Here is a 15,386-nt window from a genome sequence, read left to right on the forward strand (position 1 = left end):
TCGTCGCAGGCCAGTTGGACACAAGTCGAGCTTCTGTCCACCGCGCGGGACGGCCGGGCCGCCGGCCCGTACCACACCGGGCGCGGCGGGGGGCGGACCTCGGCCATGTCCGCCCCCGGCGGGCGCGGCCCCGGTTAGCGTGCTCCGGACGGCCGGGGCCGGGCGGCGGCCGGGAAGGAGCGGGCTGATGGCGACGACGGTGGTCGGGTTCCGGCTCGGCTGGGACAGGAAGGGCCGGCAGGCCACGGTGGTGCTCACCCAGGCGGGCGTCCTGCACCACAGCAGCGGACTCCTGGGCCTGGCGCCGCGCCCCGCCAGACCCCAGGCCCCGGCGGCCCCGGACGCGCACCCGGTACCGCGCCAGGCCGCCACCCTGCGCCGCGTATACGCCGGACTCGTCCACCAGGGCTACGGCCGCGAGCTGATCCCGCCGGTCTGCGTCCGGCTCGACGCGGACGAGCACCCCCTCCACCCCCGCCCGTGGGGCGAACACGCCCCCCGGGCGCACCCGGAGCTGATCGCGGAGTTCACCGGAGCCGCCCCCGCGGGCCCCGGCACCCTCGACGGGGCGCTGACCGCCTTCTACGCCGCGATCGGCCTCACCCCGCGGGCGCGCACCGCAGCGCCCCCGCCCGGCCCGGCCGGGATCCCCCCGGCGGTCCGGCAGGCCCTGGGCGCCCTCGCCGAAGGCCGCACCCTCGCCTCCCGCCCGGGACGCGGCGCCGGCTGGAGCGTCACGGGCGCGGGGGTGCGGCTGCACGCCGGCCCGCGCGGCGAGGACCTCAGCCACCGCGAAGTGGCCGAACTCCAGGCCGCCCTGACGGCCTGGCTGCGCCACCGCCGCGGTCCCGGCACGGGAGCCGGAGCGCGCTGACGCCACCGGACGCACGGCCGCTCCCGTCACCCGGAACGCGCAGTCGGCCCGGCCTTCGCTGCGGCGGGGCCGGATGGTGTGGTTTCCTGGGCCCGCTCCGCACCGTGGCGGAGCGGATACGTGGAGTGAAGGGGTGTTGTCGTGAGCGTTCTGGACATCAAGCTGGACCGGTCGTTCGACGTCTTCGACTCGGACCGCGACGGCCGGCTCGACAAGTCGGACGTCATCGGCCTCTCGGACCGGCTCGCCGAGTCGCTCGGCCTCACCCCGGACGAGGTGGCGGGGCTGCGGGACTCGCTGGCGCAGCTCTGGGACACGGTCTTCGAGCGCATGGACCGCGACGCCGACGGGGGAGTGGACCGGCAGGAGTTCCGCAGGGCGTTCCGGGCGCGGATCGTCTCCGACCAGAACCGGATCTGGGAGCGGATCCGGAACATGAGCAACGCCTGGACCGAGCTCGGCGACCGCGACGGCGACGGCATGCTGAGCCGCGAGGAGTACACCTCCCTGCTCCACGGCATGTTCCGGCTGCCCCGCCAGACCTTCGACGAGGCCTTCGACCGGCTGGACCTCGACGGCGACGGCCAGTTGAGCCGCGAGGAGATCAGCTCCGCGATGAAGGAGTACTACACCAGCGAGAACCACGCGGCCCGCGGGAACCAGTTCTTCGGGCGCCTCTGAAGTCCCCCCGGCGGCGGCGGTGCGCCCGCGCGCCCGCTGCCGCCCCGCCGCCCGCGGCGGCTCCTCCCCGGCCGGTTCGTATCGCCTCCCCGCTCGTTGACCCGGGCGGAAGCCGATCTTTCGATACGTGACTGTGGGAGGACCCCTTGACGCCCGATGCCGCACTGCCGGTGATCGTCCTGTCCGACTCCGATCCGATCCGCCGGCACGAGACGGCCGAGCTGGTGCAGGGCTGGTACCGGACCTCGTTCCGCGTGCTCCAGGCAGGCGGGCCCGCGGAGGTGGTCCGGGCGCTGAACGCACTGGCCGACCGGAACGTACCCGTGGCCGCCGTCCTCGCCGACGAGGCCCCCGAGCCCGGCGCCGCGCCCCCCGGCGTGCGCTGGCTGCCCCTGGCCCGCCCGTCCGGCGACGCGCCCGGCACCGACGCCGGACCCGGCGGGGAGCACCCGGCCGAGCACCTCCGGGCCGCGCTCGACGACTCCCTGTGCACCTGGAACGCCGACTGCCGGGGCGACCTGCCGACCGCGGAGGTGCGCGGCAGCCGCTTCTCGCCGGCCGCCTATGCCGTGCGCGACTTCCTCGCCCGCAGCGGCGTGATCTTCCGCTGGCTGCCCGAGGAGGACGGCCGGGACGCCCCGGTGACCGTCCGGCTCGGCGACGGCACCGAACTGGCGGACCCCTCGATCAGCGAACTGGCCGAACGGCTGGGCCTCATCCGCCCGGCCGGGCAGGACCACTACGACGTCGCCGTGGTCGGCGGCGGTCCTGGCGGCCTGTCCGCGGCGGTGTACGCCGCGGCCGAGGGCATGAGCGTGGTCGTGATCGAGGACGACGCCCCCGGCGGGCAGGCGGGATCGACCTCGCGGATCGAGAACTACCTCGGCTTCCCCGTGGGCCTGACCGGCGGCGATCTCGCCCAGCGCGCCCTCCAGCAGGCCCGCCGGGCCCGTGTGGAGTGGCAGCCCACCCGGGTGGCCGGCCGGGTCTCGGCCACGGATGAGGGCGGCCACCGCGTCGAGTTCGTCAAGGCGGGCACCGAGGAGGCGGGCTCGGTGACCGCGGCGGCCGTCGTCGTCGCCACCGGGGTGGACTGGAACCGCCTGACGGCACCCGGTACCGACCGGCTCCTCAACTCCGGGGTGTACTACGGGTCCTGCCTGTCCGACGCCCCGTCGACCGCCGGCGAGGACGTGTACATGGTGGGCGCCGGGAACTCCGCGGGCCAGGCGGCCCTCTACTTCGCCCGCTACGCCCGCTCCGTCACCCTGCTGGTCCGCGGGACCGACCTCGGCGCGTCCATGTCGAGCTACCTGGTGCAGCGCATCGAGCGGACCCCGGGCCTGCGGGTCCTGCTGGGCACCGAGGTCGCCGAGTGCCTCGGCGGGGACACCCTCACCGGCCTCCGGCTGCGCGAGCGCGACGGCGGCGAGCGGACCGTCGGCGCGCACTGCCTGTACGTCCTGATCGGCGGCCGCCCGTCCACCGAGTGGCTCGGCGGCGCGCTGAAGCTCGACGAGCGCGGGTACGTGCTGACCGGCAGCGGGGGAGCGGGCCCGGACGCCCTCCAGATGGAGACCAGCGTGCCCGGGGTGTTCGCCGTGGGCGACGTCCGGTCCGGATCCGTCAAGCGGGTCGGCGCGGCCGTGGGCGAGGGCGCCGCGGTCGCGCAGTCGCTGGTCGAGTACCGGCGGCGGCACCCCGACCGCTTCCGGGACGCGCGGGCGGCCTGCGGCTTCTGAGCGGGACCGGCTGCGCCCGCCGCCCGGGCGGCGGGCGCAGCCGGTCCGGGGCTCAGGGGCCCGCGTTCAGCTCCGCGACGATCGACGCGGGGGTGCGGCCGCTGCCGTCGGACAGCCGGTGGAAGTCGACGGAGACGAAGTTCGGCGCCCGTCCCCCGGCCGCGGCCCGGCACTGCCCGGCGATGCGGTTCCCGAGCTTGGCGCCGTTGTCCAGGGACGCGGTGAGGACGGTCGGCACGTTGCGGTGGTGGCTCATCGTGAACAGCCTCCGGAACCCCGGCTCCTGGCGGTCCAGGGGCACGTCGGGCCAGCGGCTGACGCAGGAGAGGTCGTCGCCCAGGTCCCCGAGGCTCCAGTAGTTGGCGACCGTCCACGACCGGTCGTACGCGACACCGAGCTGTTCCCGGTCCGGCCGGTCGGAGAACACCAGCAGGCGCTTGCCGGCGGTGACCAGATCGGCCACCTTCGGCCATCCGTGCTCCCGGACCCCCCACGCGTCGGGCCGGAACAGCAGGGCGTCGAGCCCGCGGACCCTGCCCAGGGACTGGCGCAGCTGCTCGGCGCTGACGTAGTCCTCCAGGAAGACGGTCACGAACTCCTGGGGATGGGCGGCGAGGAAGTCCACCACGGTCTGCATCGTGCCGTGGAAGGACTGCCGGGGCAGTGCGTAGGTGGCTCCGGCGAAGGTCTTGCAGTCGCCGTGGCAGAGGTAGACGTCGCTGGGGTAGCAGTCGCTGCCGAAGCTGATGACGCACAGCCAGGTGCTGCGTTCGTACCAGTGCGTGTCCAGGCTCAGGCCGCGCACCCCGTTGTCGAGCTGGGCGCGCACCGACTCGGACTGGTTCACCGAACTCCATCGGGAGTCCTCGTAGTTGGTGAACGAGTTGTGGGTGGTCAGGAAGGAGACCTCGTCGAGGCGGCGCTCTCCCCAGCGGGCCGCGGCGGCCGCCGACGGGCCGCCGGACGGGGCGGTGTGCGCCGCCGGCGAGGCGGCGGCCGCCGGTGCGCCGACCAGGGCCGCCAGGAGGAGGCACAGGAGGAGGCGGAGGCGGGTTCTTCGCAGTCCCGAGGCGGCGCGGACGGCCCGCCGGGCCCTGTAGGGCGTGTCCATGTCAATCATGCCGCGGAGGGTAGCGCTCCGGCCGGGGATGCGCCCGCGCGCGGACGGGTTCGGCCGGTTCCCGCCGGAGCCGGGAATGTGGCGGCGTCCTCTTGCGTTCCGGGGTATAGTTGAATCGTAAACAATCTTGGGAAGGGGAGCCATGCAGTTCGGGATCTTCACCGTCGGTGACGTCACGCCGGATCCGACGACCGGACGCGCGCCCGGCGAGCACGAGCGGATCAAGGCCATGCTCGCGATCGCGCAGAAGGCCGAGGAGGTCGGCCTCGACGTCTTCGCCACCGGCGAGCACCACAACCCGCCGTTCGTCCCCTCCTCGCCGACGACGATGCTCGGCTACATCGCCGCGCGCACCGAGAACCTGATCCTGTCCACGTCGACCACGCTGATCACCACGAACGACCCGGTGAAGATCGCCGAGGACTTCGCGATGCTCCAGCACGTCGCGGACGGCCGCGTCGACCTGATGACGGGCCGCGGCAACACCGGCCCGGTCTACCCCTGGTTCGGCAAGGACATCCGCGACGGCATCGACCTCGCCATCGAGAACTACGCGCTGCTGCGCCGCCTGTGGGACGAGGACGTGGTCACCTGGAAGGGCAAGTTCCGTACGCCGCTCCAGTCCTTCACCTCGACCCCGCGCCCGCTCGACGGCGTCGCGCCCTTCGTGTGGCACGGCTCCATCCGCTCTCCGGAGATCGCCGAGCAGGCTGCCTACTACGGGGACGGCTTCTTCCACAACAACATCTTCTGGCCGGCCTCCCACACCCGGCAGATGGTCAACCTCTACCGCGAGCGCTACGCCCACTACGGGCACGGCACCCCGGAACAGGCCATCGTCGGCCTCGGCGGCCAGGTGTTCATGCGCAGGAACTCGCAGGACGCGGTGCGCGAGTTCCGCCCCTACTTCGACAACGCGCCGGTCTACGGCCACGGGCCCTCCCTGGAGGAGTTCACCTCCCAGACGCCCCTGACCGTGGGCTCGCCGCAGCAGGTCATCGAGCGGACCCTGTCCTTCAGGGACTACGCCGGCGACTACCAGCGCCAGCTGTTCCTGCTCGACCACGCGGGCCTGCCGCTCAAGACCGTCCTGGAGCAGCTCGACCTGCTGGGCGAGGAGGTCGTGCCCGTGCTGCGCAAGGAGTTCGCGAACCTGCGCCCGGCCGGCGTGCCGGACGCGCCGACGCACCGGGCCCGGGTGGCCGCCGCCCGGAACACCACGGACGGGGAGGAGCGGGCATGAAGCTCGTCGTCGTATCGGCGGGGCTGAGCGCGCCCTCCTCCACCCGGCTGCTCGCCGACCGGCTCGCGGCCGCGACGCTCGGGCACCTGGACGCCGAACCGGAGGTGATCGAGCTGCGGGACCTGGCCACGGAGATCGCCCGGCACTTCGTCACCGGGTTCCCGCCCGCCCGGCTGGCCGCCGCGCTCGACGCGGTGGCCGCCGCGGACGGCCTGATCGCCGTGACCCCGGTCTTCGCGGCCTCCTACAGCGGCCTGTTCAAGTCGTTCTTCGACCTCATCGACAAGGACGCCCTGACCGGGAAGCCCGTGCTGCTCGGAGCCACCGGAGGTACCGCCCGGCACTCCCTGGTGACCGAGCACGCGATGCGCCCGCTCTTCACCCACCTGCGCGCGCTCGTCCTGCCGACCGCCGTCTACGCGGCCTCGGAGGACTGGGGCCAGGAGGGGCTGGAACGGCGGATCGCCCGGGCCGGCGCGGAACTGGCGCGCTTCCTGGCGCCCGCCGCCGGGACGGCCGCCCCCGACGTGGACACCGCCGCCGCGATCGCGCCCCGCTCGCCGACGGGCGCGATCACGTCGGTCGACCCGGCGGAGGGCTTCACCGTGGTGCCGTTCGAAGAGCGGCTGGCCGCCCTCCGGGTGGGCTAGGGCGCCGGCTGCGCCGCGTCCGCGTCCGCCTCTGCCTCCTCGTCCGGGCGCAGGGCGGCGCGGACGCCGGTGACGACCACGGCGAGCAGGCACAGGGCGATGATGGTCTCGGCCCACAGGAAGGCGAACCAGTCCAGTACGCAGCCGATGGGGGGATTGCCGGGCGCGGTGTTGCGGAAGGCCGCGAGGGCGAAGAGGGTGGCGGCCATCCAGCCCAGGGCGGGCCAGACCAGTCCCTCGCGGCGGGTCGTCAGGTACCAGGCCCCGATCAGCACGGACGCCGCCAGCGCCCACATCACGCCCATCATGAGCACCGCGAAGACCAGCAGGCTGCCCGACCGGACCAGCTCCAGCCCCAGCACGGCCTCCTGCGGGACCTCCGAGGGCGTCGCGGACACCGAGAAGAGGGGGTCGTTGTTGGAGAACAGCAACCGCACCGGCACCGGCTTCCCGTCCAGCTGCGCCCAGAACTCGATGTCCGTCTCGTAGGTGTCGAACGGGTAGTCGCTGATGGACCCGCCCGTGATCGCGACCTGTACGTCCTTGGTCGCGGTCCGCTCGTGCGCCTTGAACGACAGGTCGCCGAGGGTGGCCGCGGAGGTCTGGAGGCTGAGCTCGCCCACCGGGGCGGTGTCGCCCTCCTCGCCCAGGTTCCCGCGCGGGGTGACCCGGACCCGCAGGACCAGGTCCCTGGACGCGGCGTCGACGCGCTGCACGGTGGCCCGCACGTCCACCCGGTCGGCGGCCGTGGACCCCGCCGCGTGCACCGTGTCGAGCGCCTGCCGCTCCTTGAACTGCAGCCACGACCCCACCCCGACCGCCACCACGATGAGCAGCGCGATCGGGAGCAGGACCGGCAGGATCGACGCACCGGACCGGCGGGTGCGACGGGGGGCCCAGGTGGGGGTCATGGTGACTCCGGCGGGGAGGGGGGAGGGGCGGTGGCCGCGGTGTGATCCTCGTCCACCGGCCCGGCGATCCGCCGCATCCGGTGCCGGGGGCGTGTCGGCGCCCGAGCGGGCACCGGCGCCCCCGCTCAGGCCCGCGGCGCCCGGACCGGCAGCCGCAGGCCCACGACGGCGCCGCCGCCGTCGGCCGTGCGGGCGAACACGGAACCCCCGTCGGCCGCCACCAGCTCCTGGACGATCGCCAGCCCCAGCCCGGACCCCGGCGTGCCCTGGGTGCCGGGCCCCCGGTGGAACCGGTCGAAGACGGCCCGCTCCTGTCCTGGCGGGATCCCGGGCCCCCGGTCGTGGACGCCGACCTGAGGCCCGTCCACCCGGACCAGGACCGGGCTGCCGGGCGGGCTGAACTTCACCGCGTTGCTCAGCAGGTTGTCCAGGCAGCGCTGCACCGCCCGCGGCCGCGCGTACACGGTGCCGCCCCGTGCGGCCTCGACGGTGACGGTACGCCCGCTGCGCCGCCGGCAGCGGTGGGCGGCGTCCTCGGCGGCCTCCGCCAGGTCGACCGCCTCGGGCTCCTCCCCGGTGTGCCGGTCCGTGGCCAGCTCGACGACCTCGCGCACCAGGTCGTCCAGGGCGACCGTCTCGCGGACCAGGGTCGCCAGGATCTGCTCCTCGTCCTCGGGCGCGAGCCGCCCCCGGGCGCGCTGGAGCAGTTCGGCGCTGCCGCGCACCGAGGTCAGCGGGGTCCGCAGCTCGTGCCCGGCGTCCTCGACGAGCTGGCGCTGCTGGGCGCGGGAGCGGCGCAGGGCGTCCAGCATGGTCGCGAAACTGCGGGTGAGCCGGCCGATCTCGTCCCGTCCGGCGGGCGGCAGGGCGGTGGCCAGGTCCTGCGTGGTGCTGATCCGGTGCGTGGCGTCGACCAGGCGGTTCACCGGCCGCAGGATCCGGCCCAGCACCCACCAGCTCAGGAGCGCGGCGACCGCGGTGGCGGCGGCCGTGGTCCAGGTGATCCGCCACATGAACCCCCGGTCGAGGGCTTCGGCACCGCCGTAGCTCTGCGCCACCATGACCGCCCCGCCGGCCGGCAGCGGCAGGGTGAGGATCCCGTACTCGGTGCCCTCCACGACCACGTCCTCCCGGCTGCTGCCCGTGCCGGTACGGGCCACCCGCGCGGCCCCCTCCGACACCGGCAGACGGGCGGCGGGGCCGTGACCGCCGGGGCCCCGGCCGACGGGGCGGACGCCGCCGTCGGCCGACAGGACCTGTTCGGTCGTGCCGGGCCGCGGGGGCGGGGTCCGCCCGGCGTCGAGCAGGGCGACCACGGCCCCGGCCCGGTCCTCCAGCCCGCGTTCGAGCTCGTCCCCGACGAGCAGGCCGATGCCCCGGTAGGAGGTGAACGCGGCGAACAGCATCGCCAGGCCCGCGGCCGCGACGACCACGAGCGTGATCTTCGTACGGAGCATCAGGCGGTCCGCACCGTGTAGCCGACGTTGCGCACGGTGTGCACGATCCGCGCCGCCCCGCCCTCCTCGGTCTTGCGGCGCAGGTAGCCGATGTAGACGTCGAGGGAGCGCGAGGAGGTGTCGAAGTCGTAGCCCCAGATCCGCTCGTAGATCTGGCTGCGCGTCAGCACCGTTCCCCGGTGCGCCAGGAGCAGTTCCAGGACGTCGAACTCCGTCTTCGTCAGGTCCAGTGCCCGCCCGGCGCGCCCGGCGCTGCGGGCGGCCGGGTCCAGCACCAGGTCCCCGGCGGTGAGCACCCCCGAGGCGGTGTCCTCCGGTTCGGTGCGCCGCAGCAGCGCGCGGATGCGGGCGAGGAGCTCCTCGGTGGCGAAGGGCTTGGCGAGGTAGTCGTCGGCGCCCGCGTCCAGGCCCGCCACCCGGTCGCCGACCTGGTCCCGGGCGGTCAGCACCAGGAGCGGCAGCCGGTCGCCGCGGCGGCGCAGCGTCCGGCACAGCGACAGCCCGTCCAGGCCGGGCATGACCACGTCCACCAGGGCCAGGTCCGGCTCCTCCCGGTCCACGGCCGCCAGGCCCTGGACTCCGTCGGCCGCCTGCACCACCCGGTACCCCTCGAAGCGCAGCAGCTGGTCCAGGGTGCTGCGTACGCCCGGGTCGTCCTCGACGACCAGCACCGTGCGGCGGTGCGCCGTGATCGCGTCAGTCATGTGATCATCATCGCGTCCGGCGGGAGCGGTCACGTCGGCGGCCCTTCAGCGCCGGACCGGGGTGACGGAGATCGGCTCGACGCGGTTCACGCAGCCGGTGTCCCCGGTGCGGCCGGTGCGGATGAACCGGGTGGACAGGCCCACGACGCAGCCGCTCTGCTCCATCTCCGGCACGTGGCCGGTGTTGCGCACGGACAGGAAGCGGCTGTCGCGGAACTGCCGGGCGGCCTGCCGCCCGTTGGCGTCCGGGGTGTTGTTGTCGAGGTCGCCGGAGAGCACCAGGACGGGCACGTCGGGCATCCGGGGGTGCGTCGGCTGGGGCCCGGCGGTGTTCTCGCGCGGCCAGCCGATGCAGACGTCACCGCCGTCGGTGGGGCCCTCCAGGTACCCGGCGGCGCCGAACGCGCCGAACGCGCCCGGCCGTTCCGCCGCCGCGGCGAGGGCCGAGCGGTACTGGCGCCACCGCTCGGGCAGCGGCGAGGCGGTGTTCCAGGCCTTGCGGTAGTCGTTGCAGACGACGGCGATGTACGGGGCCTGGTCCTCGGCGGACCCGGTCGAACCCTCCGCGCGCACCAGGTCCAGCAGCGGCCCGCGGTCCCCGGCGGTGAAGCGGTCCAGGGCGTGCGGCAGACCGCCGAGCAGCGAGGGCGCCCCCGGGTCCGCCCCGACCTCCCGGCTGGCGCCCTCGTAGACGAGGTTGGCGAGCTTGCCCTCGGTCAGGCGCATCCGGAACGGGGCCGCGCCCTCCAGCGGGATGTCCACGTCGACCGGCCGCTCCCGCAGGGCGGCGGCGGTGGCGGCCAGGTCCCGGACCGCCTTGTCACCGTTGCAGGCGGGCCTGCCCTGGGCCTCGGGACGGGCCGCGCTGCGTTCGCAGATCCGTCGCAGGGACAGCGGAACGGCCTGCGCTCCGGGCCGGTTCAGCGGGTCGAAGGCGAGCGGGTACGCCCCGGACAGCACGATGTTGCGGACGTGCGCCGGGTGGCGGGAGGCGTAGACCGGCATCAGGTAGGTGCCGTAGGACAGGCCGTAGAGGGTGAGCTTGTCGACGCCGAGCCGGGCGCGGATCGCGTCGAAGTCGTCGGCGGTGGCGGCCGTCGTGTACCCCTGGGCGCGCGGCCCGAGGTTCGCGGCGCAGCGGGTGACGGCGTCGCGCTGCTGCTCACGGGTGCCGAAGCGGTATTCGGCGTCGGTCACCCCGCAGGGCATCCGCTGGGACTTGCCGGTGCCCCGGGGGTCGATGAGCAGCACGTCGTGGTCGCCGAGCAGGTCCTTCAGCATCTCGCCGAAGACCGGCGCGCGTTCGATGGCCACCTCGCCCGGGCCGCCGGGGTTGACGGCGACCGTGCCCTTGGCGGGACCGGGGGAGCGGTGGCGGACGACCGCGTAGCTCACGTCGACGGTGCCGAGGCCGGGCCGGCCGGTCACCAGGGGGCGGGTCATCGAGCCGCAGTCCACGCGGTGCCCCTCGACGGTCGGACACCACTCGGGCCGGGCCGTCCCGGCCGCCGCCGTGGCCGTCACCGCCGGCAGCGTGGACACCAGCAGCGCCGCCGCCCCCGCCGCCAGACCCACCCGTTGCAGTACACCCGTGCCAGCCATCTGCGCTCCCGCTCTTCGTCCGCCGGCCGGGCGCCGTGGTGCGCCCGCCGTGGAACCGACTGTGCCGGGCGGCTTTCAGGGCCGCGGCAGAGCAACGGCAAAGGCGTGTAAGAACGGTCGGGTAGCCTGACGGGGCCTGGCCGGGGGACCGGGCTGCTTCGGCGTCCCCGGATCGACCACACACGGGGACCGGACACACACATGCCTGCTGCCTCCTTCCGGCGTGCGGCGTGGGCGGCGGCGGCCGTCCTGACGCTCACCACGCTCTCCGCCTGCTCCGGCGAGTCCTCCTGCAAGATGCCCAAGGGCGTCGGGAAGTGCCTGACGGCGCAGGAGGTCGAGGACCTGGACACCGTCAGGGCGGCGGGCCGGGCCCTGCTCGAGTCCCCGGGCCTGGAGTCCGAGGTGCTGCTCACCCCGCCGAAGGACCTCCTCGGCGGCTCCCCGAGCCCGGTTCCCGGCACCGGCCGGTACCGGGGGGACGCGGCGGACGCGGCCGTGGGCGGCTCGATCCACATGGAGTTCACGGAGGACGGGCACACCGACGCCGCCCGGTACGCGGGCGGGCAGACGTACGTCCGGTACTGGAAGGCGGTCGACGACCGGACGGGCAAGCCGGCCTGGGTGGCCAGGTCGCAGGCGCAGCTCGCGGTGAAGGCCGAGGAGTGGAACGTCGTGGCCGAGCGGGCGCGCGCCGCGAACCCCCTGATGACCGCACGGCTGCTGGCGGCCTTTCCCTTCGGAGCCGCCGACGACCTGGTCCGCTCCGGGTCCGACGGACGCGAGCTGCGCGTCTCCATGAGCCACAACCACCTGCCCAAGTCCAGCTTCGACATGCTGACCAGCGCGTTCCCGGACCACCGCCCGGAGGAAGTCGACGTGGACCTGCGCCTGGACGAGCAGAAGCGGATCACCCGGTACGAGGTGACCATGCGCCTCTCGCACCTCACCGGAAAGGCCGTCCAGGTGCGGGTCATGCACACTTTCAAGCCCACCGCCGCCCCCGTCACGCTGGGCCCCCCGGAGGGCGTGCTCAACCCGCCGAAGCCCGCCCCGACGGGGAGCTGAACCCGCTCCCGAGCCCGATCCCGTGGAATCGCCGCGCCGCCGCGCGTGTGACCCGGGCGCTCTCCGCGCTGATGACCAGGCCGACCGCCTACACCGACTGCGACATCGTGGACCACCAGAGCACCCGCTGAAGCCCCTGGCGGCTGGACACGCACCCCCTGTCGTAACAGAATGGGTTACGACAGGGGGTGCGCCGCATCCGGGTGGCGGGAGGTCCCATGAGTGCGAGCAGCCGGATGACCGTGGCCACGCACGCGCTGACCTGGATGGCGCGGGTCTGCCCCGGGCGGCCCGGCGGCATCGTGACGTCCGAGCAGATCGCCGCCAGCGTCAACACCAACCCCGTCGTCATCCGCCGCATCCTGGGGAGCCTGCGTGACGCCGGGCTGGTGGAGTCGCAGCGCGGACAGGGCGCGGGCTGGCGGCTGGCCCGCGCTCCGGAATCGATCACGCTGAGGGACGTGCACCTCGCGGTCGAACCCGAGCCGCTGATCCCCCTGCACGCCTCGCCGCCCAACCGGGCGTGCCCCGTCGCGCGGGGCATCCCCGCCGTGCTGCGCGGGGTCTACGACCGCGCGGAGGAGGCGATGAGGGCCGAACTGGCGGCCGTCACCGTCGCCGACGTGGCGAGAGCGGCGGTTCCCGGAACCTGAGCGACCCGAGCTCCGCGCAGGCCGGTCCCACCGGGGCAGGCCCCCTTTTCGGCCGCTGTCGTAACCCATTCAGTTACATCCCGTCGAGACGAAGGACCGTACGCAAGTGATCACCACCGAACGCCTCCGACTGCGCCCGCTCACCGAAGCCGACACCGACTGGTGGGTCGGCCTGCACGCGGACGAGGAAGTCGGCCGGTTCGTCGGCCGCTACACCCGGGAGCAGGCCGCGATACGCCTGCGCGCGATCCAGGACCAGTGGGAGCGGCGCGGCCACGGCCTGTGCGCCGTCGAACTGCGCGAGACCGGCGAGCCGATCGGGCGCAGCGGCCTCAACTGGTGGGAGCAGTTCGACGAGACGGAGATCGGCTGGACCTTCGCCCGCGCCCACTGGGGCCGCGGTTACGCCACCGAGGCGGCCGAAGCGGTGCTCGCATGGGGCTTCGGCACGCTGGAGCTCCCGCGGATCACCGCCATGATCCACCACGGCAACACCGCCTCCACCGCGGTGGCCTCGCGCCTCGGCTTCACGCGCCTGCGCGAGGACACCGTCCTGGACCGCCCCTGCACCGTCTACGCCCTGGACCGGGACGGCTTCCCGTCCCGCTGACCGGCCTACTGGTTCGGGTCGAAGGGGATGCCCGCCGGCTTGGCCTTCGCGAGGTGGGAGGCGAAGGAGCCGTCCTTGAGGCCGAAGTGGGCGCTGCCGAAGTCCGCCTGGCTGAGCTTGTCCCGGAGCGTCGCGGGATAGCCCGACCAGCCGACGAGCGCCGGGAACTGCCAGGTGCCCCGGTGGTTCTCGGGCGGTTCGTCGTTGGTGTTGGCCGGACGGAAGCAGTGCGTGCCGATGCCGTCCTTGTGGTAGACGATCTTCGGGTGGGTGCCGTCCCAGCGGATCTGGTCGCGGGGGTAGGTGTTGAACTCGCCGTGGGCGGAGGCGGAGACGTACTTCGCCTCGTTGTTCTGGATCCACACCACCACGTGCTCCCAGTCGTGGCGGTGGCCGCCGAGGCTGATGCCCGGGATGGCCTGGTCCTTCTCGAAGTACAGCGCGTACGCCACGGCACACCAGCCGTTGTTGCAGGTGGCACGGGAGTAGCCGTTGGTGTTGGCGAGGTCCGAGGCGTCGCGGCAGTTGCCGTTGAGCGCTCCGGTGGGGTTCAGCCCGCCGTTCAGCACCCCGGTGGGGCCTATGGCGGGCGTCGGGTAGCAGCCGTCCGTGTCGTAGTCGTACGCCGGCTGGAAGGCCAGCTCCATCGCGTCGGCGTTCACCGGCAGGGCCGGCGGCGGAGCCGCGAAGGCCACCTGCGGTACGGCGACCACCAGTACGAGGGCGGCGCCGACGGCCACCGCCGTCCTCCGGATGTGATGACTCGTCCGCACAGCAGCCTCCGGCTCGTCGGGGTTCGGCGCGGCCGCGCCGGAAGCATCATTCGCGAACCCCGACGACACGACAAGAGCTCCGGCGCCGCCTCTTCCACCGGCGGCCGCCGGAGCAACACCCTTACGAACAGGGTGAGTCGGGGCGCAATCCGGACGGACCGCGCCCCTGGACCCGTCAGGTCCGGTACCGGTACAGGATCCGGCCGCGGGTCAGGTCATAGGTGCTCACTTCGACGAGCACCCGGTCGAACGGGAGGATGCGGATGTAGTTCTTCCTGATCTTCCCGCTGATGTGTGCGAGCACCTGGTGCCCGTTCTGGAGCTCCACCTTGAAGGTGGCGTTGCGCAGGCACTCGACGACGGTGCCCTCGATCTCCAGGCCCTTCGATGTTCTTGCCAATGTCCCTCGTCTCTCGGGTGTGGATGGGGGTGTGGGGCCGGTGGGCCGGCCCGGTGTCAGTGGCGCACCAGCTCCACGTTGCCGCCGGCCCGGCGGGCGCCGGTGCGCTCCAGCAGGGCGATCGCCGCCGTGTTGGACGCGTCGGCCTCGGCCCAGGCCGAGCCGGTCCCGGCGCGGTGCAGCGAGCCCAGGGCGTGGGCCAGCAGCGCCCGGCCGATGCCCCGGCGCTGCTCGGCGGCCCGTACGGCCACCAGCCCGATCCGCGCCCGGCGGGGGACCGGCACGACCCGCACCAGCCCCACGTACGCGCCGTCCCGGACCGCGACCGTGCACCGCGAAGGGTCCAGCGGCAGCGGCCCGTCCGGCCGGGGCAGGACCTCGGCCGGCATGGTCCGCCAGCCGGCGCCCGCCCCGACCTCCTCGCGGACCGCCCGGTCCAGGGCGCGCAGCAGGCCTTCGTCCGCCTGCGCCCCGGGCAGGATCCGCACACCGTCGGGCACGTCCGAGGGGTCGAGTCCGGTCTCGCGCGGATCGGTGGACAGCACGTACTCCCACTCGCGTCGTCCGGGAGCGAAGCCGGCCCGTTCCCAGCGGGAGCTCTGGCCATGGTCGGTCTCGCCGACCAGGGTGTGCAGGGGACCCGGCAGGTCCGCGAGCATCGCGGCGGCGAGCCGCTCGAAGGCCGCGTCCCGCCACACGTCGATGCTGACGAAGAGCCGTCCGTCGGCCCGCTGCGCGACGTCGCCGTGGCCGACGACCCGGCCGTCTTCCACGGCCTGCCAGCGGGTCTCGTCGACCCGGTCGATCATCACGGTGTTCATGGTGTTCATGGTGTTCGCCTTTCAGGAGAGCCTGGTTGCAGAGGCGCTCCCGACGACACCTAGGTCAGTCGCACACC

General features: G+C 74.0%; 16 protein-coding genes. 8 read left to right on the plus strand and 8 right to left on the minus strand.

The window, feature by feature from the left end; all coding sequences use genetic code 11:
- Window positions 1-187: 187 nt before the first annotated feature.
- The 3 genes from ACIPW5_RS10140 (at window position 188) to ACIPW5_RS10150 (ending at window position 3,297) form a co-directional block, all read left to right on the plus strand.
- On the plus strand, window positions 188-874 hold the full coding sequence (locus ACIPW5_RS10140) for a hypothetical protein (RefSeq protein WP_401242927.1): 687 nt from the start codon (window positions 188-190) through the stop codon (window positions 872-874).
- A gap of 141 nt (window positions 875-1,015) precedes the next feature.
- Window positions 1,016-1,555: an EF-hand domain-containing protein gene (locus ACIPW5_RS10145; RefSeq protein ID WP_401242930.1), complete on the plus strand. Its 540-nt coding sequence runs from the start codon at window positions 1,016-1,018 to the stop codon at window positions 1,553-1,555.
- Window positions 1,556-1,701: 146 nt separating this feature from the next.
- Window positions 1,702-3,297 (plus strand): NAD(P)/FAD-dependent oxidoreductase, encoded by a 1,596-nt coding sequence (locus ACIPW5_RS10150; RefSeq protein ID WP_401242933.1) that lies wholly within the window; start codon window positions 1,702-1,704, stop codon window positions 3,295-3,297.
- A gap of 52 nt (window positions 3,298-3,349) precedes the next feature.
- Here ACIPW5_RS10150 and ACIPW5_RS10155 read toward each other — a convergent pair whose 3' ends face one another.
- The gene (locus tag ACIPW5_RS10155; RefSeq protein ID WP_401242935.1) at window positions 3,350-4,417 is read right to left on the minus strand and encodes a PI-PLC domain-containing protein; all 1,068 of its coding nucleotides are present in this window, start codon (window positions 4,415-4,417) and stop codon (window positions 3,350-3,352) included.
- Window positions 4,418-4,559: 142 nt separating this feature from the next.
- On the opposite strand from ACIPW5_RS10155, the gene ACIPW5_RS10160 reads away from it, so the two are divergent.
- Together ACIPW5_RS10160 and ACIPW5_RS10165 are read left to right on the plus strand one after the other, a co-directional pair.
- Window positions 4,560-5,660 carry an LLM class flavin-dependent oxidoreductase gene (locus ACIPW5_RS10160; protein ID WP_401242937.1) on the plus strand — a complete coding sequence of 367 codons (1,101 nt, stop codon included), beginning with the start codon at window positions 4,560-4,562 and terminating at the stop codon, window positions 5,658-5,660.
- The gene (locus ACIPW5_RS10165) at window positions 5,657-6,310 is read left to right on the plus strand and encodes a CE1759 family FMN reductase (RefSeq protein WP_401242940.1); all 654 of its coding nucleotides are present in this window, start codon (window positions 5,657-5,659) and stop codon (window positions 6,308-6,310) included. Before ACIPW5_RS10160 ends, ACIPW5_RS10165 begins: the two co-directional genes overlap by 4 nt.
- Here the strand turns inward: ACIPW5_RS10165 and ACIPW5_RS10170 are convergent.
- From ACIPW5_RS10170 to ACIPW5_RS10185, 4 genes are all read right to left on the minus strand, one after another.
- Entirely contained in the window at window positions 6,307-7,221 is a 915-nt protein-coding gene (locus ACIPW5_RS10170; protein ID WP_401242943.1) for a DUF4436 family protein, read from the minus strand. The two genes, ACIPW5_RS10165 and ACIPW5_RS10170, sit on opposite strands and share 4 nt — an antisense overlap.
- Before the next feature lie 125 nt (window positions 7,222-7,346).
- Window positions 7,347-8,678 (minus strand): ATP-binding protein, encoded by a 1,332-nt coding sequence (locus ACIPW5_RS10175; RefSeq protein ID WP_401242946.1) that lies wholly within the window; start codon window positions 8,676-8,678, stop codon window positions 7,347-7,349.
- Entirely contained in the window at window positions 8,678-9,382 is a 705-nt protein-coding gene (locus ACIPW5_RS10180) for a response regulator transcription factor (protein WP_401242948.1), read from the minus strand. Before ACIPW5_RS10180 ends, ACIPW5_RS10175 begins: the two co-directional genes overlap by 1 nt.
- Before the next feature lie 45 nt (window positions 9,383-9,427).
- The gene (locus ACIPW5_RS10185; RefSeq protein WP_401242951.1) at window positions 9,428-10,984 is read right to left on the minus strand and encodes an alpha/beta fold hydrolase; all 1,557 of its coding nucleotides are present in this window, start codon (window positions 10,982-10,984) and stop codon (window positions 9,428-9,430) included.
- Between the two features lie 201 nt (window positions 10,985-11,185).
- Between ACIPW5_RS10185 and ACIPW5_RS10190 the strand changes: the two genes are divergently transcribed.
- The 3 genes from ACIPW5_RS10190 to ACIPW5_RS10200 all read left to right on the plus strand — a co-directional run bounded on the left by ACIPW5_RS10190 (window position 11,186) and on the right by ACIPW5_RS10200 (window position 13,315).
- Window positions 11,186-12,052 (plus strand): hypothetical protein, encoded by an 867-nt coding sequence (locus ACIPW5_RS10190; protein WP_401242953.1) that lies wholly within the window; start codon window positions 11,186-11,188, stop codon window positions 12,050-12,052.
- A gap of 218 nt (window positions 12,053-12,270) precedes the next feature.
- Window positions 12,271-12,705: an Rrf2 family transcriptional regulator gene (locus ACIPW5_RS10195; RefSeq protein ID WP_401242956.1), complete on the plus strand. Its 435-nt coding sequence runs from the start codon at window positions 12,271-12,273 to the stop codon at window positions 12,703-12,705.
- Between the two features lie 106 nt (window positions 12,706-12,811).
- On the plus strand, window positions 12,812-13,315 hold the full coding sequence (locus tag ACIPW5_RS10200; protein ID WP_401242958.1) for a GNAT family N-acetyltransferase: 504 nt from the start codon (window positions 12,812-12,814) through the stop codon (window positions 13,313-13,315).
- Window positions 13,316-13,320: 5 nt separating this feature from the next.
- Here ACIPW5_RS10200 and ACIPW5_RS10205 read toward each other — a convergent pair whose 3' ends face one another.
- From ACIPW5_RS10205 to ACIPW5_RS10215, 3 genes are all read right to left on the minus strand, one after another.
- Window positions 13,321-14,088, minus strand: coding sequence for an NPP1 family protein (locus ACIPW5_RS10205; RefSeq protein WP_401242961.1), 768 nt, complete (start codon window positions 14,086-14,088; stop codon window positions 13,321-13,323).
- Window positions 14,089-14,263: 175 nt separating this feature from the next.
- Window positions 14,264-14,488 carry a translation initiation factor IF-1 gene (gene infA / locus ACIPW5_RS10210; protein ID WP_401242963.1) on the minus strand — a complete coding sequence of 75 codons (225 nt, stop codon included), beginning with the start codon at window positions 14,486-14,488 and terminating at the stop codon, window positions 14,264-14,266.
- 56 nt (window positions 14,489-14,544) lie between these two features.
- The gene (locus ACIPW5_RS10215) at window positions 14,545-15,309 is read right to left on the minus strand and encodes a GNAT family N-acetyltransferase (RefSeq protein ID WP_401243147.1); all 765 of its coding nucleotides are present in this window, start codon (window positions 15,307-15,309) and stop codon (window positions 14,545-14,547) included.
- Between the last annotated feature and the right edge of the window lie 77 nt (window positions 15,310-15,386).

Source organism: Streptomyces sp. NPDC090077, from assembly GCF_044747545.1.
Lineage (GTDB): Bacteria > Actinomycetota > Actinomycetes > Streptomycetales > Streptomycetaceae > Streptomyces.